Annotated in this window: 23 protein-coding genes; 20 read left to right on the forward strand and 3 right to left on the reverse strand. The window is 35.3% G+C overall.

Features of this window, described 5'->3' with window-relative positions; genetic code table 11:
- Nucleotides 1-13 precede the first annotated feature (13 nt).
- A complete protein-coding gene (gene dnaJ, locus KO509_RS12870; RefSeq protein ID WP_215973670.1) occupies nt 14-1153 on the forward strand; it encodes a molecular chaperone DnaJ in 1140 nt (379 codons plus the stop codon).
- 170 nt (nt 1154-1323) lie between these two features.
- On the opposite strand, the gene KO509_RS12875 is transcribed toward dnaJ, so the two are convergent.
- Nucleotides 1324-2145 (reverse strand): choice-of-anchor H family protein, encoded by an 822-nt coding sequence (locus KO509_RS12875; protein ID WP_215973671.1) that lies wholly within the window; start codon nt 2143-2145, stop codon nt 1324-1326.
- A gap of 201 nt (nt 2146-2346) precedes the next feature.
- Here KO509_RS12875 and KO509_RS12880 point away from each other — a divergent pair, with 201 nt between their 5' ends.
- The 4 genes from KO509_RS12880 (at nt 2347) to KO509_RS12895 (ending at nt 5880) form a co-directional block, all read left to right on the forward strand.
- Nucleotides 2347-2649 carry a PepSY domain-containing protein gene (locus tag KO509_RS12880; protein WP_215973672.1) on the forward strand — a complete coding sequence of 101 codons (303 nt, stop codon included), beginning with the start codon at nt 2347-2349 and terminating at the stop codon, nt 2647-2649.
- Nucleotide 2650: 1 nt separating this feature from the next.
- Nucleotides 2651-3331 (forward strand): response regulator transcription factor, encoded by a 681-nt coding sequence (locus KO509_RS12885; protein WP_215973673.1) that lies wholly within the window; start codon nt 2651-2653, stop codon nt 3329-3331.
- The gene (locus KO509_RS12890; protein ID WP_215973674.1) at nt 3328-4683 is read left to right on the forward strand and encodes an ATP-binding protein; all 1356 of its coding nucleotides are present in this window, start codon (nt 3328-3330) and stop codon (nt 4681-4683) included. The genes KO509_RS12885 and KO509_RS12890 overlap by 4 nt, the downstream gene beginning before the upstream one ends.
- A 69-nt stretch (nt 4684-4752) precedes the next feature.
- Complete coding sequence (locus KO509_RS12895; RefSeq protein WP_215973675.1) at nt 4753-5880, forward strand: DUF3300 domain-containing protein; 1128 nt, start codon at nt 4753-4755, stop codon at nt 5878-5880.
- Here the strand turns inward: KO509_RS12895 and KO509_RS12900 are convergent.
- Nucleotides 5877-6347, reverse strand: a complete 471-nt coding sequence (locus tag KO509_RS12900; protein ID WP_215973676.1) for an Lrp/AsnC family transcriptional regulator — start codon at nt 6345-6347, stop codon at nt 5877-5879. The two genes, KO509_RS12895 and KO509_RS12900, sit on opposite strands and share 4 nt — an antisense overlap.
- Before the next feature lie 451 nt (nt 6348-6798).
- Here KO509_RS12900 and KO509_RS12905 point away from each other — a divergent pair, with 451 nt between their 5' ends.
- From KO509_RS12905 to KO509_RS12960, 12 genes are all read left to right on the forward strand, one after another.
- Nucleotides 6799-9591 (forward strand): monovalent cation/H+ antiporter subunit A, encoded by a 2793-nt coding sequence (locus tag KO509_RS12905; RefSeq protein ID WP_215973677.1) that lies wholly within the window; start codon nt 6799-6801, stop codon nt 9589-9591.
- Nucleotides 9591-9938, forward strand: a complete 348-nt coding sequence (locus KO509_RS12910; RefSeq protein WP_215973678.1) for a Na+/H+ antiporter subunit C — start codon at nt 9591-9593, stop codon at nt 9936-9938. The genes KO509_RS12905 and KO509_RS12910 overlap by 1 nt, the downstream gene beginning before the upstream one ends.
- A complete protein-coding gene (locus tag KO509_RS12915) occupies nt 9935-11467 on the forward strand; it encodes a monovalent cation/H+ antiporter subunit D (protein WP_215973679.1) in 1533 nt (510 codons plus the stop codon). Before KO509_RS12910 ends, KO509_RS12915 begins: the two co-directional genes overlap by 4 nt.
- The gene (locus tag KO509_RS12920) at nt 11467-12003 is read left to right on the forward strand and encodes a Na+/H+ antiporter subunit E (RefSeq protein ID WP_215973680.1); all 537 of its coding nucleotides are present in this window, start codon (nt 11467-11469) and stop codon (nt 12001-12003) included. Before KO509_RS12915 ends, KO509_RS12920 begins: the two co-directional genes overlap by 1 nt.
- Nucleotides 11997-12266, forward strand: coding sequence for a K+/H+ antiporter subunit F (locus KO509_RS12925; RefSeq protein WP_215973681.1), 270 nt, complete (start codon nt 11997-11999; stop codon nt 12264-12266). The genes KO509_RS12920 and KO509_RS12925 overlap by 7 nt, the downstream gene beginning before the upstream one ends.
- Before the next feature lie 10 nt (nt 12267-12276).
- Nucleotides 12277-12609 (forward strand): Na+/H+ antiporter subunit G, encoded by a 333-nt coding sequence (locus KO509_RS12930; protein ID WP_215973682.1) that lies wholly within the window; start codon nt 12277-12279, stop codon nt 12607-12609.
- A 126-nt stretch (nt 12610-12735) separates the two neighbouring features.
- Nucleotides 12736-13278, forward strand: coding sequence for an elongation factor P hydroxylase (locus tag KO509_RS12935; RefSeq protein ID WP_215973683.1), 543 nt, complete (start codon nt 12736-12738; stop codon nt 13276-13278).
- Nucleotides 13275-14465, forward strand: coding sequence for an ATP-NAD kinase family protein (locus KO509_RS12940; protein WP_215973862.1), 1191 nt, complete (start codon nt 13275-13277; stop codon nt 14463-14465). The genes KO509_RS12935 and KO509_RS12940 overlap by 4 nt, the downstream gene beginning before the upstream one ends.
- A gap of 42 nt (nt 14466-14507) precedes the next feature.
- On the forward strand, nt 14508-15113 hold the full coding sequence (gene recR / locus KO509_RS12945; RefSeq protein ID WP_215973684.1) for a recombination mediator RecR: 606 nt from the start codon (nt 14508-14510) through the stop codon (nt 15111-15113).
- A 459-nt stretch (nt 15114-15572) separates the two neighbouring features.
- On the forward strand, nt 15573-17534 hold the full coding sequence (gene htpG, locus KO509_RS12950; protein ID WP_215973685.1) for a molecular chaperone HtpG: 1962 nt from the start codon (nt 15573-15575) through the stop codon (nt 17532-17534).
- Between the two features lie 282 nt (nt 17535-17816).
- Nucleotides 17817-18461, forward strand: coding sequence for an adenylate kinase (gene adk / locus KO509_RS12955; RefSeq protein ID WP_215973686.1), 645 nt, complete (start codon nt 17817-17819; stop codon nt 18459-18461).
- A gap of 108 nt (nt 18462-18569) precedes the next feature.
- Nucleotides 18570-18965, forward strand: coding sequence for an MAPEG family protein (locus tag KO509_RS12960; RefSeq protein WP_215973687.1), 396 nt, complete (start codon nt 18570-18572; stop codon nt 18963-18965).
- Nucleotides 18966-18979: 14 nt separating this feature from the next.
- Here KO509_RS12960 and KO509_RS12965 read toward each other — a convergent pair whose 3' ends face one another.
- Nucleotides 18980-19471, reverse strand: a complete 492-nt coding sequence (locus KO509_RS12965; protein ID WP_215973688.1) for a GNAT family N-acetyltransferase — start codon at nt 19469-19471, stop codon at nt 18980-18982.
- A gap of 638 nt (nt 19472-20109) precedes the next feature.
- On the opposite strand from KO509_RS12965, the gene KO509_RS12970 reads away from it, so the two are divergent.
- From KO509_RS12970 to kdsB, 3 genes are all read left to right on the forward strand, one after another.
- Nucleotides 20110-21312 (forward strand): capsular biosynthesis protein, encoded by a 1203-nt coding sequence (locus tag KO509_RS12970; protein WP_215973689.1) that lies wholly within the window; start codon nt 20110-20112, stop codon nt 21310-21312.
- Nucleotides 21313-21540: 228 nt separating this feature from the next.
- Nucleotides 21541-22533, forward strand: coding sequence for a KpsF/GutQ family sugar-phosphate isomerase (locus tag KO509_RS12975; RefSeq protein ID WP_215973690.1), 993 nt, complete (start codon nt 21541-21543; stop codon nt 22531-22533).
- Between the two features lie 154 nt (nt 22534-22687).
- Complete coding sequence (gene kdsB / locus KO509_RS12980) at nt 22688-23470, forward strand: 3-deoxy-manno-octulosonate cytidylyltransferase (protein WP_215973691.1); 783 nt, start codon at nt 22688-22690, stop codon at nt 23468-23470.
- Nucleotides 23471-23497 lie beyond the last annotated feature (27 nt).

Genomic DNA, 23497 nt, shown 5'->3' on the forward strand with positions numbered 1-23497 from the left:
AAAGAAGTTATTTATGTCAAAACGTGATTATTATGCAGTGCTTGAAGTATCAAAAGATGCTAGTGAGCGCGATATCAAAAAATCCTATAAAAAATTAGCGATGAAGTATCATCCTGATAGAAATAAGGGTGATAAAGAAAAAGAAGAAACCTTTAAAGAAATTCAAGAAGCATACGAAGTGCTAAAAGATGATCAAAAGCGTGCTGCTTATGATCAGTATGGCCATGCTGCCTTTGAACAAGGTGGACATGGTGGTCACCATGGCGGTGGTCAAGGTGATTTTGGTGATGCATTTGGTGATATTTTTGGTGATATCTTTGGTGGTGGTCGTGGTCGAGGCGGTCGTCAATCTCGAGCACAGCGAGGATCTGATTTACGCTACAATGTAGAGCTAAACCTTGAAGATGCCGTTAAAGGTAAAGATCTAGAAATTAAGGTACCTACTTTTGTGGCTTGTGAGCCTTGTGATGGCTCAGGCGCTAAAAAAGGTACTTCTGCTAAAACATGTTCTACGTGTCATGGTCATGGACAAGTACAAATGCGTCAAGGGTTATTTGCCGTACAGCAAACTTGTCCAACGTGTGGTGGAAAAGGTAAAGTTATTTCTGATCCTTGTACTTCATGTCGTGGTCAAGGACGAGTTGAAAAAACTAAAACGCTTTCTGTAAAAATACCAGCAGGTGTTGATACCGGAGATCGAATTCGTTTATCGGGCGAAGGTGAAGCTGGCGAACATGGCGCACCAGCAGGTGATTTATACGTACAAGTTAATGTACGTGATCATGACATATTTGTACGTGATGAAAACCACTTATATTGTGAAGTACCTATTAGTTTTGTTACTGCCGCACTTGGTGGTGAAATTGAAGTACCAACCTTAGGTGGTAAAGTTAAATTAAAAGTACCAAAAGAAACACAAACGGGCAAAATGTTCCGTTTACGCGGTAAAGGTGTTAAATCTGTACGTAGTTCAACAACGGGCGATTTAATGTGTAAAGTAGTACTTGAAACACCGGTAAACTTATCGGGTGATCAAGCGGATTTATTACGTCAATTAGAAGAGAAAATGGGGAAAAGCAGTAAAAAGCATAGCCCAAAAGAAACAGGCTTCTTTGATGGTGTAAAAAAATTCTTTGATGACTTAAAAAGCTAAAATAAATGTTTAAATGAGAGAGTGTCTTTCTGCTTTTTAATAGAAAGCCTTTCTATTTTTACAATATAGTGCTCAGATAACTTCGAATCTTTAACATAAAAAAACCACAAAAGTTTTCTTTTTGTGGTTTTTTATTTTTAAGCAAATCATTGCTATGTGTATTATCTTTATTACTGTTTAGCGCTAAAACGGAAAAAGCTTAATGCTATAATCATAAATAAAACTATAAAAGAAAAACTACCACCACCGTAAACCTCTACCACTTCAATATAAGTGTCGTCATGGTTATCACTTTCTAATGGTAACGCATATAAGGCGTTGCTATCGTCTGAGCTATAGGTCGCAACAATATCGGTATAGCCAACCTGATATAAATCAATTAATACATCATAAAAATCAGTTGGGTAACCAGAAAGAAAAGTGGTTATAACTTCATATTCATCTAAGTCAGAGTCAGCTTCAATAATAAAGGTGTCAGTAGTATAGTAATGCTTCCATGGTTTGCCATTTTTGCTAAGGTATAACAAAGCGTAAACTTCAGCTCGTTGGTGCTGTGTATAGCTGTACATATCAGCGTCAAAAACGACGCTGAAAGTTTGATAAAAGCCATCATTATCAAAATCATCAAGTAAAAAACTTGTTACGCCATAAATAGTAAAATCAGCGTCGTAATAAGAACCACGCTTTTGTGTTACTTTATCTTTACTGGCTTTATTCAATAGTACACTATTATTGTTAAGCATCTCTTCTCTTGTTTTCGATGTTGCTTTGTTATTAAGTTGATCGGGAGTGTTAGTGAGTCGACTAACGTCAATCACTTGTTGGCGTAGCTCACTAGTAAAATTGCTTTTAAATGAACCTTGCGAAATAGAGTAGCTTGGTAAGGCAGACTCATTAACTTCGTTACTATAAGCTTGCGTGGAAAATAATATACTTGTAAAGGCCAATAGTATTAGTTTGATTGCATGGTTAGAATTTGTGTTATTAAACATAATTTATCCTTGTGATATGTGCTTCTGACGTTATTAAAGCGCAATCAAGATGAATGTAAGCTGAATGATTTATAAAAGTTTATAAGCTTTGTTTTATATTTTATCTCGGGTGAGTACGTTCAGCTTATATTCAGTTGCTAAGGAGTATTATTTTAAATAAGCTATGGTTAATACTGAAATACACTCGTACTTGGAACAATAATGAAATTTGCTTTATCTTGTTTTTTTCTTCTTTTAGCTGCTCTATCGATGAGTACATTTGCACATGGAAGTTTTACCGTTAACAACAATGCGATTAAAGCAAATCAGCAAGCGCATAAGCAACAGTTAAGAGTAACGAGTAGTCAGCAAGCAGCACAAATGGCTAAAAGTCGATTTGGTGGTAAAGTACTTAAAGTGAAAAAACAAAAGTCCTCTTACCGTATTAAGTTAATTAAAAATAATGGTCATATTATCTCGGTTTCTGTTGATGCAAAAACAGGTAATGTGAGTGGTGGTAATTAATATGCGATTATTATTAATTGAAGATGATTTAGCCTTGCAACAAAATTTATATAAACATCTGATTGATGCGAATTATTTAGTTGATGTCGCTAGTGATGGACAAGCTGGTTTATTTCAAGGTCAAGAGTATCCCTACGATGCCGCCATTATTGATATAGGTTTACCGATTATTGATGGTATTAGTGTTATTAAATCATTACGAGAGAAAGATATTAGCTTTCCTATTTTAGTGTTAACGGCAAGAGACCGTTGGCAAGATAAAGTTGCAGGTTTAGATGCCGGCGCAGATGATTATTTGACTAAACCTTTTCAGACTGAAGAATTATTTGCACGTTTAAATGCGTTAATACGACGTTCAGCGGGGCAGGCAAGCCCACTAATAACTAATGGTGGGCTAACATTAAATACCAAAAGCCTACAGGTTGAGGTGAATAATCAAGAGATAAAATTGAGTAGTTCAGAGTATAAATTATTGGAATATATGATGCTGCACCTTGATGAAGTGACTTCTAAAGCAAAACTTACTGAGCATATTTATGATCAAGATTTTGATCTTGACTCAAATGTTATTGAAGTTTTTATCAGACGCTTAAGAAAAAAACTCGACCCTACTGGTGAATATGGTTTTATTGAAACCCTTCGAGGTCATGGTTATAAATTAAAGCGATTAGATGCTAAATGAATTCGTTAAAGGTTAGGTTATTACTGAGCACATTAGTAATGACAGTTATTATGTTGCCTATTATTGGTTTTACATTAAGCAGTGCTTTTGAACGACAGTTAATGTCAGGAAGTCAAAACGAATTAAAAGCTTATAGTTATTCCATTTTGACTGTAGCTGAAGTAGAAAACAATGAATTAGTTATGCCTGAACTCTTACTGGAAAACCAATTTAATGTTAGTCAGTCGGGGTTGTATGCAGTAATAACGCCTACCGATGATGTAGCTATATTGGCAGAGAGTAAACCCGAAAATAGACCATTATGGCAATCACAATCTTTGCTAACCTTATCCTTACCAACGTTATTACCTTCACCGATTGTTGGAGAGACATTGTTTTCAACAATAGATTTAGAAGGTAGTAGTCACTTGCTCTTTAGTTTTAGTGTTAGTTTTTTTAACAACGGACAAGAATTCCCTATAACGCTTCATATTATTAAAGATCAAGAGAATATGCTGATTGCACTGAGCGATTTTAGACATAAGCTTTGGGGCTGGCTGTTATTATTAATCGTCGTGTTTGTCTTTGTTCAGCTTATAGGTTTGTTGTGGACCTTAAAACCGTTAAGACAATTAACATATGAGCTTGAACATATTGAAAAAGGGCAGCAGAAGTTATTGAAAGGTTATTACCCACTTGAACTTCAGAAGGTGGTAAAACAACTGAATACATTACTTGTAACAGAAGAGAACCAACGAAAACGGTACCGTAATGCTTTATCTGATTTGGCTCATAGTTTGAAAACTCCACTTGCTATCATGCAAAGTGAAAAAGAAATTTCAGTTGGGGCCAATGAGCAACTACAGCAAATCAACCAAATTATTGAGCATCAATTAAAAAGAGCACAAAGTTCAGGGCAATTGTCATGGTATTTGGGGGTAGAAGTAAAAGCAGTAATCGAAAAGCTGGTTAAAACATTAGAGAAGCTATACAAAGAAAACCAACTGTGTTTCACACTTGATGTAGATAAGTCGGCCATTTTTAGGGGAGATGAAGGTGATTTAATGGAAATTTTAGGCAATATATTAGATAACGCCTGTAAAGCAGCTAAAAGTAAGATAGTAATTAAAGTTTATAATAAAAGCACAACGTTAACTATAGAGATTTCTGATGATGGTGCAGGTATTAATCAATCACAGCAGGCTGTTATTTTATCCCGCGGGGGCAGGGCTGATACCTATCAAGCTGGACATGGTATAGGTTTAGCAATCGTTAACGATCTAGTGAGTAGCTATCAAGGTCAGTTATTTATCAGCAAATCAGCTACGCTTGGTGGCGCTACCTTTACACTGGTATTTGATATATCAACCTAGTATATATTCAGCTTGTGTTCAGTTTGGTCAAGGTATGCTTATTACTTAAGATCAGTAAAGAGGATAGAAATGATGAAAACCTTTATTTTGTTATTAAGTTTTATATTAAGTGCCTCGGTGAGTTTTAGTGCATTTTCACAACAAAGTTATCAATTAGATGGGCAAGAACAGTCAGAAGTAAGTGATGCCGAGTTAGCGCAAATGTTAGCGCCAATAGCCTTATATCCTGACAGTTTGTTAACGCATATCTTGATATCGTCAACATATCCTATTGAAGTTATTAAAGCACAACGCTGGTTAGAAAATAATGCAGACTTAAATGCTGCTCAAATTGCTCAAGCAATTGAAAGCTTTGATTGGGATGCTAGTGTTAAAGCATTAGTGCCTTTTGAGCAAATACTGACTCATTTAAGTGAAGACTTAACATGGATGCAATTATTAGGTGATACATTTTTAGAAGATGAAGCTAGAGTTCTTGACGGGATTCAAACGCTTAGAGAAAAAGCTAAACTTGCTGGCAATCTTAGTAAAATGAATAATATGGAAATCAGTTATGAAGACAGTAATATCATAATTGAACCTGTGAAAAAAGAAGTTGTGTATATTCCTTATTATGACACTCGTATGGTTTATGGTACTTGGCATTGGGCGTCATATCCACCGGTATACTGGCGTCCTTCTTTGCACGTTTCTGTAAATCGCCATAACCCTTTTTATTGGCATTCAGGTGTTCACATCTCATTTAATTATTTCTTTAGTACTTTTCAATGGAAAAAACGTCATGTACTTGTTGTGAACCCACATAAGTCTCATCATTATCGTAAACCTAGTGTCATTTCAAGAGGAGGTTATGCTAAACGCTGGGTTCATCAACCGATACATAGAAAAGGTGTTGCTTATAGAAGTATGGCTACAGGTCAAAAATACTATAGTAAAAAAGTGAGGCTGCATAATAAACGAAAATCAACACAGCATCTTGAAAGTCAACTTAAACAGAAAAAAGTTGTGCAACATAAAGTTAATGCTTCGCACAAGAATATTCAGAAAGTGACCGCTAAGCAACGCCAAACAAGAAATTATCAAGAGCGTAGTACTAAAAAAACGGTGAAGCAATACAATCATTCAGTGAAGAGTAGACCGCAGCACAATACGTCTTCAAAAACATACCGCAGTAGAGATTCTAAAGCTAATAATTAATCTGTTTGGAATTTAGGTAGTACGCCACTGCGGCTATGCTCAAAAACAAGCGAAGTTTCTACCGTAGTAACTTCGTCTCTTGAGGTTATATTTTTAAAAACAAATTGGCGTAAATGTTCACTATCTTGCACTGACATATGAATATAGTAATCATAACTACCACCCATATGATAAAGGTTTAATATTTCAGGATATTTTAATAAATCATCTCTAAACTGATTTACAATTTGCTCTGAATAAGGTTGTAAACGAATAGCTGCTATTGCTTCAATGTTGCCACCAATCGTATTTAAATTGACATCAATATAAGCACCTTTTATTACGCCATTTTGCCTTAAACGTTTTACACGTTCTAGACAGGTTGATGGTGCTATTCCTATTTTTTCAGCTAATTCTTTATTCGTAATATCTGCATCATTATATAAAATAGTTAATACTTGTAAATCGATATTGTCTAGCTTCTTCATTTATCACCTGGCAAACTAATACTTCTTAAGTGAGGTAAATACTACACTTTATATAGGCAGTGCGACTAGTGCTAGAAGGCGTTATTTTAATTTTTGACATAAAATTTTACATAATCTAAACGATTTTGGTATTTTAGGTGTGAACATACAGTTAAAATCGATGCTAACTATGATCTTAATTAGTTGATTTGTTGTAATTAATAGTTATAGAGTAGTAGGCTGAAAGTTAAATTTAATTCAAAAAGTAATGTTCCTTGTTCTTCATATTAATGAGACAATAATTGGCTAGTGAGTACTTTATAATATGAACAAAACTATAATTACAAACTATAGACAACTCAAAGACTAATACAGTAAAATTATCATTAACATTGTATATTTACACTATTCATCACACTAATAATATAGTGTACTGTCGTACTAATACGACGCTATCAAAAAGGTTTACTTTATGACTTTGCTTTGGATACCCTTGCTATCCTTACTTGGCAGTATTATTTCTTCAATGACGGGTAAATTAACTCGTAATCAATCGACAGGGTTATCCTTGTTAATGCCTGTTATTGCATTATTAATGACCATTAATCTTGCACCTGCTGTTTTTTCAGGTGAAGAAATTCGAGAAACAATTTCGTGGATTCCTTTACTCGGTATAGATATAGCCTTTCGCTTGGATGGTCTTTCACTATTATTCATTTTTATGATACTGGGTATTGGTATATTAGTTATTTTTTATACCCGTTATTACTTAAGTAGTAATGATTCCATGCCTAAACTTTATGCTTATTTAATGTTATTTATGACGGCAATGCTTGGTATTGTTATGTCAAATAATGTCATTCAACTCTGGTTTTTTTGGGAGCTTACCAGTATTAGTTCATTTTTGCTGATTAGCTATTGGTGGCAAAAGTCTGAAGCACGTAAAGGTGCCATTATGGCTTTAACGATAACCGGTGGCGGTGGGTTAGCTTTATTGGCTGGTTTACTGTTATTAGGCAATATTGTTGGTAGTTTTAATTTAGATGTTATTTTAGCTAGTAGAGAAATGATTCAAGGGCATGATTGGTATGAAGTTGCACTGATTTTAGTGTTGCTTGGTGCGTTCACTAAGTCGGCACAATTCCCTTTTCATTTTTGGCTACCCCATGCCATGGCAGCACCAACACCAGTAAGTGCTTATCTTCATTCAGCCACTATGGTTAAAGCGGGTATTTTCTTATTAGCTCGTTTTTATCCTGTGCTAGCGGGAACAGATACTTGGTTTATTATTGTTAGTATAACTGGTTTAACTACATTATTATTTGGTGCTTATATAGCTTTATTTAAACATGATTTAAAAGGTCTATTAGCTTATTCAACTATTAGTCACTTAGGCTTAATTACTCTGTTATTAGGCTTGAGTACTGAACTTGCAACAGTCGCTGCTATTTTCCATATAATTAATCATGCAACCTTTAAAGCCTCATTATTTATGGCAACAGGTATTATTGACCATGAAACGGGGACGCGCGATATGCGCAAGCTCAATGGTATGTGGCGATTTATGCCCTATACTGCAACATTGGCTATGGTTGCTGCCGCAGCAATGGCAGGAGTTCCGTTGTTAAATGGATTTTTGTCTAAAGAAATGTTTTTTGCTGAAACATTACATCAGCAGTTATTAGGCTCCATGTCATGGCTTATTCCGGTACTTGCCACCATTGCAGGTGCTTTAGCTGTCGCTTATTCTGCACGATTTATCCATGATGTTTTCTTTAATGGCGATCCTATTGACCTACCTAGACAACCGAATGAGCCACCTCGCTATATGCGGGTACCAATTGAAATATTAGTCGCCTTATGTTTACTTGTGGGAATATTCCCCAACTTTATTGTAAATGATATTTTAAAATCTGCCTCTTTCGCGGTGTTAGGTGGTTATGTGCCAGAGTTTAAAGTAACACTGTGGCACGGCTTTAATTTACCGTTATTGATGAGTGCTATTGCAGTCAGTGGTGGTTTATTTATGTATACGCAACGCCGTCACCTTTATAAGTTTCAAGATTCATTGCCACCACTGAATGCTAAAAAAGCATTCGATGGTATGGTGTACAGCACGATAAAGTGGTGTCAGCATAAAATAAATACGATAGAAAATGGCTCGTTACAGCGTTATTTAACCTTAATGTTTTTAGTTGTATTACTTTTTTCAGGTTGGCCATTACTTGAAATGAACCAATTGGTAGGGCAAAAACCATTAACACCTATCGATGTTCACAATGCTGTTGGTGCCGCATTATTAATTATTGGTGCTATTAGCACAGTTATTTGGTATCGCACACGGATGATTTCTTTGTTGATGATTTCTGTTGTAGGGCTAATGGTATCCGTTGCGTTCACTCGCTTCTCAGCACCAGATCTAGCTTTAACTCAGCTAACGGTTGAAGTTGTTACTATTATATTGCTGATGTTGGCTTTATTCTTTTTACCACAGTATTCACCTAGAGAATCTAGCTCAATGCGTATATTGCGGGATATAGGCATATCAGCAACGTTAGGTGTTGTTATTGGTAGTATTTGTTATGCCCTAATTACACGTCCATTTGAGTCTATTTCAGACTTTTTCTTAGCGAATGCTAAAACAGGTGGTGGTGGCACTAATGTTGTTAATGTTATTTTAGTTGATTTTCGTGGTTTTGATACATTAGGTGAAATTTGTGTATTAGGCATTGCGGCATTAGGTATTTATAAACTTTTAATCAATTTACCTTTATTTATGCCAGGTAGTGATAGCGAAGGTCGCCCTTGGGCAAAAGAACGATACCCTATTTTATTAGCGAGTATTTCTCAGTCGTTATTACCGCTAGCGTTATTAGTTTCATTTTATATTTTCTTACGTGGTCATAATCTACCAGGTGGAGGATTTATTGCCGGACTAATAACCGCTATTGCCTTTATTTTGCAGTATATAGCGCATGGTTCAAATTGGATTGCTGAACGATTAACAATTAATTACCGCAAAATAATTGCCTCAGGGATTGCTATTGCGTTATTTACCGGTGTTGGTAGTTGGTTCTTTGATAAACCGTTCATGACAACTTGGTTTGATTATTTCAATATACCTTTTATTGGTGAAATTGAACTTGCCAGTGCACTGGTATTTGATTTAGGTGTTTATATTACGGTTGTTGGTGCGACATTAATGATTTTAGGTAGTCTTGGTAAGTTAACGGCAAATGCTCCTAAAGAAGAGGTAAATATTTAATGGAATTACTATACGCATCTTGTGTTGGAGTGTTGGTTTTTTGTGGTGTGTTCTTAATTTTAAGATCACGAACTTTTCCTGTGGTTTTAGGTTTAACAATGCTGTCTTACGGTGTTAATTTATTTTTGTTTTCTTCAGGACGACTTAGTCTAAATAGTGCTGCAGTTTTAGGTTACAGTGAAGTATATGCTGATCCATTACCACAAGCTTTTGTATTAACAGCGATCGTTATCGGCTTTGCTATGACGGCTTTTGTCGTTATTTTGGCAATAAGAGGGCGGGCAGATTTAGGCAACGATCATGTCAATGGACAAGTTCCAGAGAATAAGAAAAAGGGCAAAGTATGAGCCAGCATTTGACATCTTTACCTATATTATTACCTATGTTGGCAGGGGTCATCCTACTAATGCCGCCATGTGGGAAAAACAAGGCGATTAGACGATTTTCTTCTGTAGCGTTAAGTTTTATCACTTTTTTAATTTCATTAGCGCTATTATTAAAAGTTCAAGCAAATGGAATCCAAGTTTATGCGATTGGTGATTGGAGTGCTCCTTTTGGTATTGTGTTAGTCGCAGATCCATTATCTACTTTGTTAGTATGTTTAAGCTCGTTACTTGGTGCTGTATGTACTCTATACGCGAGTGCCGGGGATGATGAAAAAGGTAGCTTTTTTCACCCATTAGTACAGTTTTTAATTTTAGGGGTTAATGGTGCGTTTTTAACAGGTGATGCTTTTAATCTTTTTGTCTTCTTCGAAGTATTACTTATTGCTTCTTATGCTTTGTTAATGCACGGTGGAGATAAAAAAAATACGCGAGCAGCCTTACAATACGTCATTATGAATCTAGTTGGCTCTGCTGTTTTCTTAGTTGCCTTAGGTATCCTATATGGCGTGTTAGGCACACTGAATATGGCTGATATGGCTCAAAAAGTAACTTATTTACAAGGTGACGATGTTTATCTTGCTAAAATAGGTGGCTTGTTATTATTAGTGGTTTTTGCATTAAAAGGTGCTTTACTACCACTACATTTATGGTTGCCTAATACTTATGCTACTGCGATGCCTGTTGTGGCGGCGTTATTTGCGATAATGACCAAAGTCGGTGTTTATTCAATGATGCGTGTTTATACACTTATTTTTGGTGAAGAAGCAGGCGAATTGACTCATATGGCGCAAAGTTGGTTATGGTGGTTAGCACTAGCGACAATTACTATGGGTGCCATTGGTGTGCTTGCTAGCCAAGATTTAAGGAAATTAGTTTCTAATTTGGTGATTGTTTCTATAGGTACTTTAGTCGCTTTAGTTGCAGTGCAAACAGTTGAAGCGAGCTCAGCAGCTATTTATTATTTAGTGCATTCGACGTTGGTTACCGCTGCATTATATATATTAGCGGACTTAATTGGTCATCAACGAGGTAAGGTTGCAGATCGAATTACTGCTGGTACTCCGGTGTCTCAGCCCATGTTATTAGGCTCTTGCTTTGTTATCGCAGCGGTAGCGGTAATAGGTATGCCACCTTTATCTGGATTTATTGGTAAAGTATGGTTACTTCAAGCAACACTAGAGACTGAATATAATTTTGTTTTTTGGCCACTTTATTTACTCGCGAGTTTGGCTGTCTTATTTGCAGTTGCTAAAGCAGGTAGTACTGTTTTTTGGCATCATCAAGCTAAGATTTCAGAGCAAAGAGTGGCGGAACGCGCTAAGCAAGAACGTGTACATCCAGCACAGTTAGCTGCTTTAATAATTTTGGTAGCCAGCGCACCATTGATGAGCATTTTTGCAGGGCCGTTAAGTGAGTATGCTATTGGAGCTGCGACTCAATTGCATGACTTTAATAACAACATTAAAACTATTCTTCCTGGAGGCCAGTAATGCGATTAGATACTCGGTTTAAATGGCTACCTACTCCTATCCGGAGCCTTTTGTTATTTGTTGTCTGGTTACTTTTAAATAATAGTGTATCAACAGGGCATATTGTTTTAGCTATTATTCTTGCTATTGTTATTCCGCTTGCGACTAACCCATTTAGAACTAAACAGCCATTAGTATTAAAGCCTATGTTAGCGTTACGTCATTTAATGTTGGTGTTATATGACATAGTTACGGCAAATCTTGAGGTTGCTATATTAATCTTAGGCCCAACAAAAAAATTGACGCCTGGCTTTGTTAAAGTGCCGTTAGATTTAACACATAGCATGCCAATTACCATATTAGCGAGTACTGTGTCATTAACACCAGGAACAGTAAGCGCTGAAGTTTACCCTTGGCGAGAATGTTTCACGGAAGGAGAGAAGCCTGAACAACGATTTTTATTGATACATGTTTTAAATCTTACCGATGAAGAAGCTTTGATCAATACTATTAAACAACGCTATGAAGCGCCTCTTAAGGAGATATTTCAATGCTAGAAACTGTTATCTTGATTGTGTTTGCGATGATAGGTCTGTCGTTAATATTAAACTTATGGCGTTTGCTAATAGGTCCTTCCGTTCCTGATAGAATATTGGCACTTGATACCATGTATATCAATAGTATTGCATTGATTATTTTATACGGTATGAATATGGGGACAGGGTTGTATTTTGAAGCTGCATTGCTAATTGCTATGTTAGGTTTTGTAAGTACTGTCGCTGTATGTAAGTACTTATTACGTGGCGATATTATAGAGTAAGGTATAAATTATGATTGAATGGATTATTTCAATATTATTATTAATTGGTGGAACTTTTGTACTTATTGGTTCTATTGGTTTAGTGAAAATGCCTGATTTTTTTATGCGGCTTCATGGACCAACGAAAGCAACTACCCTAGGTATGGCGTCACTATTAACTGCGGCAATGATTTTCTTTAGTACAACACAAGACGGGTTAAGCTTAAAGGAAATTTTAATTTCTATCTTTCTTTTACTAACCGCGCCAATTAGTGCTTATATGATGATTAAATCAGCTATCCATCATAAGCTTGATAGTATCGAGCGTACTAAAGGTAAGGATAAGATTGAAGATGATGTTTAAATAAATCATGAAAGGTTAAACTTTTATTAAACGTTATCATAGTTAAAATGACGCTGTCACAAGCGTCATTTTTCGTTACAATAGCGCTATTATTTTCCCACTATTGTACTTTTACTCATAAATGTTATGCCATACCATTATCAAGATTTAATTGCGCTTTTTGATAAAACGTTTAGTCAATCTTATAACACACGATTAATTAAGGGAGATGATGAACCAATCTATTTACCCAAAAATAATCAATGTAGCTATAATCAAGTCGTTTTTGCTCATGGTTACTATGAAAGTGCTTTTCATGAAATAGCGCATTGGTGTCATGCCGGCGCCAAAAGGCGTTTGCTTGAAGATTATGGATATTGGTATGTTCCGGATGGGCGAGATGAGCAGCAACAAGCTCAATTTGAGCAAGTTGAAATTATCCCACAAGCTATTGAGTGGGCTTTTAATGTCGCCGTTAAAAAAGATTTCCATGTTTCTTCTGATAACTTAAATGGATTTCAAGCTGATACTGATGGTTTTAAAAAGAAAGTATTTCAGCAGGTTAAAGTGTTTTTACAACAAGGTTTTCCTGCAAGAGCAAATCAGTTTATTGAAGTTTTGGCTAATTTTTATAATACGCCTTTACCTTTAAAAATTGATGATTTTATTAAAAACAAAGAAGATAAATAATGTTCAAATTAGGCTTAGTCATTAATCCTATCGCAGGTATTGGTGGAAGTGTTGCGTTAAAAGGGAGTGATGATATGGTTAATCACGCCTTAGCGCTTGGCGCTGAATTTAAAGCAAATGAGCGAACACAAACAGCACTGAATATTTTATTACCATATCAAGATGAAATAATCATATATACAGCAAATAATCAAATGGGTGAACAAACGGCTAAATCACTAGGTTTTAATGTAGAGCTGGTTTATCAAACATCTACAGATAAAACCCAAGCCATTGACACAGAAAAAACGATATCGGCTTTACTCACTAAACAAGTTGATATTATTTTATTTGCTGGTGGTGATGGGACAGCGCGTAATATCGCGAAAGTAGTTGCCTTAAATGCTCAGAAAAAAGATTCATCACAAATACCAGTGTTAGGAATACCAGCAGGATGTAAAATTCATTCTGGTGTTTATGCTATTACACCCAAGGCTGCTGGGCGAGTAGTAGAGTTAATGGTCACTAAGCAGTTAGTAACATTAACTGAAGGTGATGTGATGGATATTGATGAATCATTATTTCGCCAAGGAATTGTTAAAGCTAAACGTTTTGGTGAAATGCAGATTCCAAGTGAGCTTAGATATGTTCAGACGGTTAAATCTGGTGGTAAAGAGTTAGATGAATTAGTACTGCAAGATATTAGTGAAGATGTTATTTCACATATGAGTGATAATGAAGAAGCTTTATTTATTATTGGCTCGGGTTCAACAATTGACTTTTTAATGGGAGAGCTTGGTTTAGATAATACTTTACTCGGTGTTGATTTAGTAAAAAATCAAATGCTCGTTGCTAATGATGTAACTGAAAAGCAACTATGGCAACATCTTATAGCAACAAAAGAGTCAGCAGCGACTGAGCAGCAAAATATAACCTTAGTTATTACTTTAATTGGTGGGCAAGGCCATATTTTTGGTCGCGGTAATCAGCAATTAAGTCCACGTATCATTCGTCTTATTCTTGAGCAACGTGGTGGCAAGGACAATATTATGATTATTGCTACGAAAAAAAAATTAGCGGCTTTAAATAATACGCCTCTAATTAGCGATACTGGTGATAATGAACTAGATCAGCTATTGTCTGGCTTTATGCCAATTACTACGGGATATAAAGATCAGGTACTTTATCCTGTATCAAGTCCTGTATAATCATTTTTAATTTACTCTTATTGACAACCTTAAGTATGTTTTATGAAATTTAGTCCTTTAGTACAAGAACTTATCGATGCCTTGAAATGTTTACCTGGTGTGGGCGCTAAGTCAGCTCAACGTATGGCTTTTCAGTTGCTGGAGCGAAATCGTCATGGAGGGAGTAAATTGGCAAACACTTTAGCCAAAGCAATGGTCGATATTGGTCATTGCCAATCTTGCCGGAATTTTACTGAGCAAGATTTATGTGAAATTTGCCAGAGTCCGAAGCGAAAAGTAGCCACAAGTTTGTGTGTTGTTGAAAGCCCTGGTGATGTTATTGCTATAGAGCAAACAGGTGAATTTACTGGAAAATACTTTGTGTTAATGGGACACTTATCCCCGATTGATGGTATAGGGCCTGATGATCTAGGTTTAGATATTTTAGCAAACCAATTTGCGTCTGGGCAATTTGAAGAGGTTATTTTAGCTACTAACCCAACTGTTGAAGGGGAAGCTACAGCACATTTTATTGCTGAGTTAGCACAAAAATATCAAGTGAATATTTCTCGAATTGCTCATGGTGTACCTGTCGGTGGTGAGCTTGAATATGTCGATGGTAATACGTTATCTCATGCACTATCTGGTCGTAAAATCTATAATTTTTAATTACTCGTATGCTAGTGCTTTATATTTTCAATATACATGATTGAGTTAGCCTTTTTCTCATTATGGATGAATCCACAAGAGTAATCAGATAAAGTATATTATGTATGTTATCTTGATGTGATTCTCCGTTGTTCAATTGGCTAACTTAAGAGCAAGATAGAAAATAATTAACTAGTTTGGTATCGACATTGTTCATAAATATTACATTGTTATTATTTTTTTAGTATTTTTAATAAAAGTCAATTGATAATTTAAATTATTGTTTTTTAATTATTTATAATAATTAACACTTAAATTTATACTTTTTTCCCTTGAATTATTTTCCTCAACCCCCACATCTTTTCTAACGTTAATTTTAACGATTTTTGATAGTTTAGATAGAAAATGCTGCTGTTAATGTCAGCGCATTTTAAGTCACTTAATTATTTCCCTAATTGAAATATAAGCAGAGTAAAGATAATGACAACAGAAAATACAACACAAAAACATGAATTTGCATCAGACAATGCAAAAATACTTCAACTGATGATCCACAGCCTATATTCTAATAAAGAAATTTTCTTACGTGAATTAGTTTCGAATGCTGCAGATGCTTCAGATAAGCTGCGCTTTAAAGCGTTATCAAATGCAGACCTATTTGAAAATGATGGTGATTTAAGAGTTCGAGTAAGCTGTGATAAAGAAAACAACACAGTAACTATTTCTGATAACGGTATTGGAATGAACCTGGACGAGGTTATTGAGCATTTAGGCACTATTGCAAAATCTGGTACTGCAGATTTCTTCTCTCAACTTTCTGGTGACCAAGCGTCAGATTCTCAATTAATAGGTCAATTTGGTGTTGGTTTTTATTCAGCATTTATCGTTGCTGATAAAGTAACTGTTCGTACTCGTCGTGCGGGCGATGATGCCTCAGAAGGTGTTGAATGGGTGAGTGCTGGTGAAGGTGATTTCACTACAACTAAAATTGAAAAGTCTAATCGTGGTACAGACATTATTCTTCATTTAAAAGAAGATGAAAGTGAATTTGCTGATGATTGGCGTTTAAAATCTATTGTAACTAAGTATTCTGATCATATTTCAGTGTCTGTTGAGATGCTAACACCTGAAGTGCCGGCTGTTGAAGCGGTAGCTGAAGAGAAAGATGATGATGGTAATGTGACAACTCCAGGCATTGAAGCGCGTGATGCGATACCAGCTAAATGGGAAGCTATTAATAAGGCTACAGCCCTATGGACACGAGAAAAATCTGACATATCAGACGATGAATATAAAGAATTTTATAAGCATGTATCACATGACTTTGCTGATCCACTGTTATGGGAACATAATAGAGTAGAAGGTAAAACTGAATACACCTCATTATTATACGTACCAACTAAAGCCCCATTTGATATGTATAACCGTGAAAAACAACATGGTTTGAAGTTATATGTGCAACGTGTATTTATTATGGATGACGCTGAACAGTTTATGCCAACCTACTTACGTTTTGTGAAAGGTTTACTCGATTCAAATGATTTACCATTGAATGTTTCTCGTGAAATTTTACAAGATAATAAAATTACACAGGCGATTCGTAAGGGTTGTACTAAACGTGTATTAAAAATGCTTGAAAAGCTAGGTAAAAAAGATGCTGAGCAATATCAGGGTTTTTGGGATGAGTTTGGACAAGTATTAAAAGAAGGTCCAGCTGAAGACATGGCGAATAAAGAGCAAATTGCTGGTTTATTACGTTTTGCTTCAACACATGAAGACAGCGCAACTCAGAATGTTTCTTTAGCTTCTTACATTGAACGTATGAAAGAAGGTCAAGATAAAATTTATTATGTTGTTGCTGATAGCTTTGAAGCGGCTAAAAATAGCCCTCATTTAGAAGTTTTCCGTAAAAAAGGCATTGAAGTATTGTTAATGTCTGATCGGATTGATGAATGGCTAGTAAGTCACCTAAATGAGTTTGACGGTAAACAGCTACAATCCGTTACGCGTGGTGGTTTAGATTTAGGTGACATGGATGATGCTGAAACTAAAGAAGCGCAAGAAAAGCTTGAAAAAGAGTTTGATGGCGTTGTAGCTCGTATAAAAGAAGCGCTTAAAGGTAAAGTTAAAGAAGTTAAATTATCTCAGCGTTTAACTGATTCACCAGCTTGTATTGTTGCAGATGAAAATGATATGAGTAGCCAAATGGCAAAACTAATGGCTTCTGTTGGACAAGAAGTACCTGAATCATTACCTATTTTTGAAATCAATGGTGAACATGATTTAGTAAAATATGTTGCTGATGAGCAAGATGATGAGAAGTTTACTCAATGGGTTGATGTTTTATTTGAGCAAGCGATGTTAGCAGAGCGTGGTAGCTTAAAAGACCCTGCAAGCTTTGTTGGCCGCTTAAATAAGCTAATGTTGAGCTTAACTAAGTAATATTATTTTCCTAAGTCACGCTGTTAAGTGGCTTAGGGAAGTAGCTACAAAAACAGTATACTTTAGTCTGAAAAAGGAGCAATTCACTATGAATGAATGCTCCTTTTTTGTATGCTAGGGTTGTTTGCTTAAAGGCTTGCTTGTATAGTGTTTGCCGCAATAAATAGAATAGCTGAGAATTATTACATTAGTATGATCAAATAGCGTTAATTTGGCCATAAAATCGTTTTAATGTAATTATTTTTACTTGTTTTAAACATTATCACTTAAAGGTTAGTTTATATGCGTATTGTACTTCTTGGTGCTCCTGGTGCGGGCAAAGGCACACAGGCACAGTTTTTGATGACTAAATTTGGCATTCCTCAAATATCAACTGGTGACATGTTGCGTGCTGCAATTTCAGCGGGTACTGAGTTGGGCAAACAAGCTAAAGCTGTTATGGACGCTGGCCAACTAGTGTCAGATGAATTAATTATTGGTTTAGTAAAAGAGCGTATCACACAAGATGACTGTAAAGCAGGCTTTTTACTTGATGGCTTTCCTCGTACTATTCCTCAAGCTGATGCGATGAAAGAAAATGGTATCAATGTTGATCATGTTCTCGAATTTGATGTACCAGATGAAGTTATTGTTGAACGTATGGCGGGTCGCCGAGTACATTCTGGCTCAGGTCGTGTATATCACCTTGTTTATAATCCACCAAAAGTCGAAGGTAAGGATGATGTTACTGGCGATGACTTATCAATTCGTCCAGATGATGAAGAGTCAACAGTACGTAAGCGTTTAGCTATTTATCATGAACAAACTAAACCGCTTGTAGATTTTTACCAAGCTGAAGCTAAGTTAGGTAATTGTCAGTACTTAACCGTAGACGGTACTCAAGCAGTTGAGGCTGTAAATGCGTTATTGAATGACCAATTAGCTTAATTATAATAGAGTTAAGCATTACCAATATAAATAAAAACTCGCTTCGGCGAGTTTTTTGCTTTATAAAAGAAAACTTATTAACAATATAATAATAACAAAGGTTATCAAATGGATATAAATATCACCATCACTGCATTTTATGCAAGCTTACTTGCGCTTCTTTTTATCGGACTATCGTTTAATATTATACGATTGCGTTTTCAGCTAAAAATAGGGCTGGGTGATGGTGGGAATCCATCATTAATTAAAGCAATTAGAATTCACGGTAATTTTTCTGAATATATGCCGTTAGCGTTAATTTTATTAGCTGGGCTTGAGCTAAACGGTGCAGATAGTTTATGGGTACATATTTTTGGCAGCATCTTATTTCTTGGCAGAGTCTCACATGCTATTGGTTTAAGTTTGTCTATAGGTACTTCAAAGCCGCGTGCATTTGGTGTTATTAGTATGTTTTTGGTCTTGCTAATGTTAGCAATCGCCAATATTTATGTCTTTGTTAGTTGATTCTAAAGCAATGGTTAGCTATCACTATTTTTAACCATTGCTACGTGAGGGATATTATCTTCAAGGTACATTGGAGATACTTGTTTAAACCCATGCTGTTGGTAATAGCCGATTAAATGTTCCTGAGCTGAAATTTTAATATTTTGTTTCGGAAAGTGTTGTTCGCATAGGTTGAGGGCTTTTTTGAGTAGCTCATGCCCCAAACCTTTTCCTCTGGCTTGTTTAGCGGTAGCAACTCGACCAATGCTAATATAGTTTTTATAGCTTTGATCTTTCGCTAATATACGAAGATAGGTAACAAGGGTGTTATCTTGATATCCTAAAAGATGCAGTGTGTCTTGGTGCCTGTCTAATTGCCCTTTGTCACTATCTAAATCGGGGTAATAACAAGTTTGTTCTACAACAAATATATCAATGCGCAGTTTTAATAGCTCGTATAGTTGTTCAAGCGACAATTGGCTAAAGTGTTTAACTTGCCAAGTGGTTTGTATCTTATTTGTGTTCATTTTAGTTTGAAAATGGCGAGGAATGTAAACATAATATGAAACCCGCTTTACATAGTCACGAATTTCTTGAATTTACTTTCGGGTTTTCGTACGCATAAGTAACCCATTTTAATGAATTAAGGTGTGGCACTAATAAAGAATAGCTATCGATAAAAACAAATCGCAGAATTATTAGCTCATTTACTACTAATACACATTAAACCTTATTTGAAGTTCAAATAAGGTTACAATTAGAAACATTTATTTTATAAATGATTAATTCAACTATTTTAACGCTTATCATCATTCTTATTTGAATCGTATTGTTGCACTATTAATAAACAATACGTCTTGAAAAATAAATTTTTATTAACTTTATCAGTTGGTTATCTTTTTATTTCAATAGGTGTATTTTGAAATAAATGAGTCTGAAGGCTAATTTCCATTTCTATAAAAACGATTACTCAACCCGTCTTTATATCCTAGCGGGCATTGCATAACAATATTTTAATTGTTGTTTTATGTTACCTTCACATTACTTTAATAATAGTGTGTTAAGTGCTTGATATAGGGGAGGTGTTCCTCTAAAATTGCGCCATGTTAGAGCCTCTGCTCTATACGTTTTTTCTATTAGACAAGTCAACGGGTTTTGGTTATTTATGAGAAATGTGCTACTTCTTCAAGGTCCTGTTGGGCCATTTTTCAAAATGTTATCTAAATACTTACAGTCGAAAGAAAACGTAAGTGTTCAACAAATCACCTTTAATGGTGGTGATCATTACTTTAGTGATAAGCAGCATTCAACAGCTTATCGTGGTCATTCTAATGATTGGACCAATTATTTATCAACTTACGTTAAGAATAATAATATTACCGATATTATTGTTTTTGGTGATTGTCGGTATTATCACCGAGAAGCAAAAAAAGTTGCGGATAAATTATCCATATCATTTTGGGCTTTTGAAGAAGGTTACCTGCGCCCCTCATTTATTACCTTAGAAAAAAATGGTGTTAATGGTAATTCACTTTTCGATTTTGAACGGTACCAGTCTGAAACTAATATACCAGAAAGTACAATTGAGACTAACCAAGACAATATGTTGGTATTGAAGCGCTCCTTTCTTCATATGGGCTATCATGCCAGCATGTATTACTTTTTTAAGTTGTTTTATTTTAACCGTTATAAAGGGTATATACATCACCGACCTTGGCATTTATTTGAAGAAACGTATAACTGGGTAAAGTCTGGTATACGAAAAATAAAATATAATTCTCAAGAATCTATTTTTCAAAAATTACTTGAAGGTGAATTATCGGGAAAATATTTCTTAGCTCCTTTGCAAGTGAGTGTAGATAGTCAGATTTTGTATCATTCACCTTATCGTTCAGTTGAGGAATTTATTGGCGATGTTATTAAGTCATTTGCACAAAATGCTGATAAAAAAGATTTTTTAGTATTTAAACATCATCCGATGGATCGTGGTTTCAATCATTATGCAGGCTACATAAAAAAACTTTGTTATGCTTACGATGTAAATAGTCGGGTCTTATATGTACATGATTTAAACCTACCGTCATTATTAAAACATGCAAAAGGCACTATAACTATTAACAGCACTGTAGGTATATCGTCGTTACATCATAATATACCAACTAAAACTCTTGGGCGTGCTGTTTACAATATTGATGGCATAACAAGTCAGAAAAGTTTAAATGATTTTTGGTTATCATGCTGTAAACCTTGCCAAGTTAAATTTAATAAATTTAAAGAATCACTATTAGTCACTAACCAAATACCGGGAAGTTTCTATCAGAAACCTGAGCTGACATTAAAAGCGGTTACAGATAAAATTTTAGTGTAAATAATATTGACTAACTTAGTATTAAAGTTAGTGCTTACTTAACAGCTATTAATTATTCTATTAGTAAAGATTTTAAAGTACTTCGACTAAAAAGGCCGTTTTTAAACGGTCTTTTAGGTATTATAATCAGTAATCAATCGTCTTAAAATGTTAGTAATTTAGCTAACAGTTAAATAAAAGAAATTGGGCTTTCTGTCCTTAAATTCCAATATTCTAGAGAAAATAGTAATGAAAGAGAGCAATAAAGTAATTAAAGCTGATCACGCCCTAACGACAGAATATGCGGTAAAAAAAGCATATAAGTCAATTGTGGAACAAGGTCGACAAATACAGCTGGTAGCTCAGAATGTTGATGAAAACTTTTCCAAAGCCGTTGAGTTAATTATTGGTTGCTCGGGACGTTTAATTATTTCAGGAATGGGAAAGTCAGGCATCATAGGGAAAAAGATTGCTGCAACTATGGCATCTACCGGTACAGCCTCTTTTTTTATTCACCCAGGAGAGGCATTTCATGGTGACCTAGGCATGATTCAGCCCGAAGATATTATTTTATTAATCACCAATAGCGGTGAAACGGATGAAGTATTGAAGCTTATTCCATCACTGAAGCAATTTGGTAATAAAATTATAGCAATGACAGGAGCACCGCAGAGTACCTTAGCGAAAAATGCAGATATCACCATCAATGTTAAAATTGAAAAGGAAGTATGTCCAAATAATTTAGCACCAACTACTTCAACAACGGCAACGTTAGTGATGGGAGATGCACTCGCTATTGCGTTAATTTATCTACGAGATTTTCAGCCACATCAATTTGCCTTATATCACCCCGGTGGTAGTTTAGGCAAAAAACTGCTGACTAAAGTTGCCGATGTTATGCATACTAAAAATTTACCGTTTGTAATGCCTGATGATACTATGCACGATGTTATCTTAACCATGACTAATTCTACATTAGGCTTAGCAATCGTTCAAAATAATGGCTTGTTAGAAGGTATTATTACCGATGGTGACTTAAGACGTTCGTTAATGCAGTATAGCGATTATAAAGTGCTTACTGCGACAGATATGATGACAATTATTCCTATTACTATTTCTCAAGATCATATGTTAGCTGAAGCGGAAGAAATAATGAGAGAGAACCACATTAAGAATGTGTTGGTCGTTGATGATAATGATAGTAATACTGTTGTTGGTGTTTTAGAGTATTTTCAGTCGTAATAAAGAGTCTATGTGCTTAAATTTGGTAATAATCAGATTATATTACAATTTTTTGCTCAATAATAACGTTGAGTCGATATATTGACTTTCAGCTATTTTAATTACAATAACTGAAAATAAGCTGTTTTTTTAGGTGTTCTTTAAGGAAACCCAGATGTTGTTTAAAATCGTTATACCTGCCCGTTTTGGGTCTTCTCGTTTACCAGGAAAGCCATTACTTACTATTAATGATAAACCTATGATTTGGCATGTTTATCAACAAGCTTTGTTAACAGGTATAGATGCTAATAGTATTGTTATAGCAACCGACAATGATGAAATTTATCGTGTAGCTCAAGACTTTGGTGCGCAAGTAATTATGACTGAAATTAGTCATGAGTCAGGTACTGATCGTTTAGCTGAAGTCGTCACTAAACTTAATTGGGCAGATTCCGACATTGTTGTTAATGTACAAGGTGATGAGCCTATGATACCGCCTGCGTTAATTCTTCAAACCGCTGAACTATTAGAAAAAGACTTAACGGCTGGTATTAGTACATTAGGCTCTCCAATAACAAACTTAGCCGATGCGCTTAATCAAAATGTTGTCAAAATAGTGTGTAATCATAATATGCAGGCAATGTATTTTTCACGTGCCGCGATTCCATTTGATCGAGATGGTGAGCTTGAATTAACAGTGGATAATTTAGGTAAGAGCAATACACCATATTTAAGACATATCGGAATGTATGGTTATAGAGTTGAAACGCTAAAAAAACTAACTCTTTTACCTATGGCATCAATTGAAAAACTTGAAAAGCTTGAACAATTACGTGCGTTATATAATGGTATTAATATTAGTGTAGGTATTGTATCTGAGGCACCTGTGCATGGTGTTGACACACAAGCTGACCTTGATCGAGTTAGGGTGGCTTTTAGTGCGTTAACAAGTAAGTAACCTGATCTCAGCTTAAAAATGACTTAA

It is taken from the genome of Colwellia sp. C2M11 (genome assembly GCF_018860915.1).
Taxonomy (GTDB): Bacteria; Pseudomonadota; Gammaproteobacteria; order Enterobacterales; family Alteromonadaceae; genus Colwellia.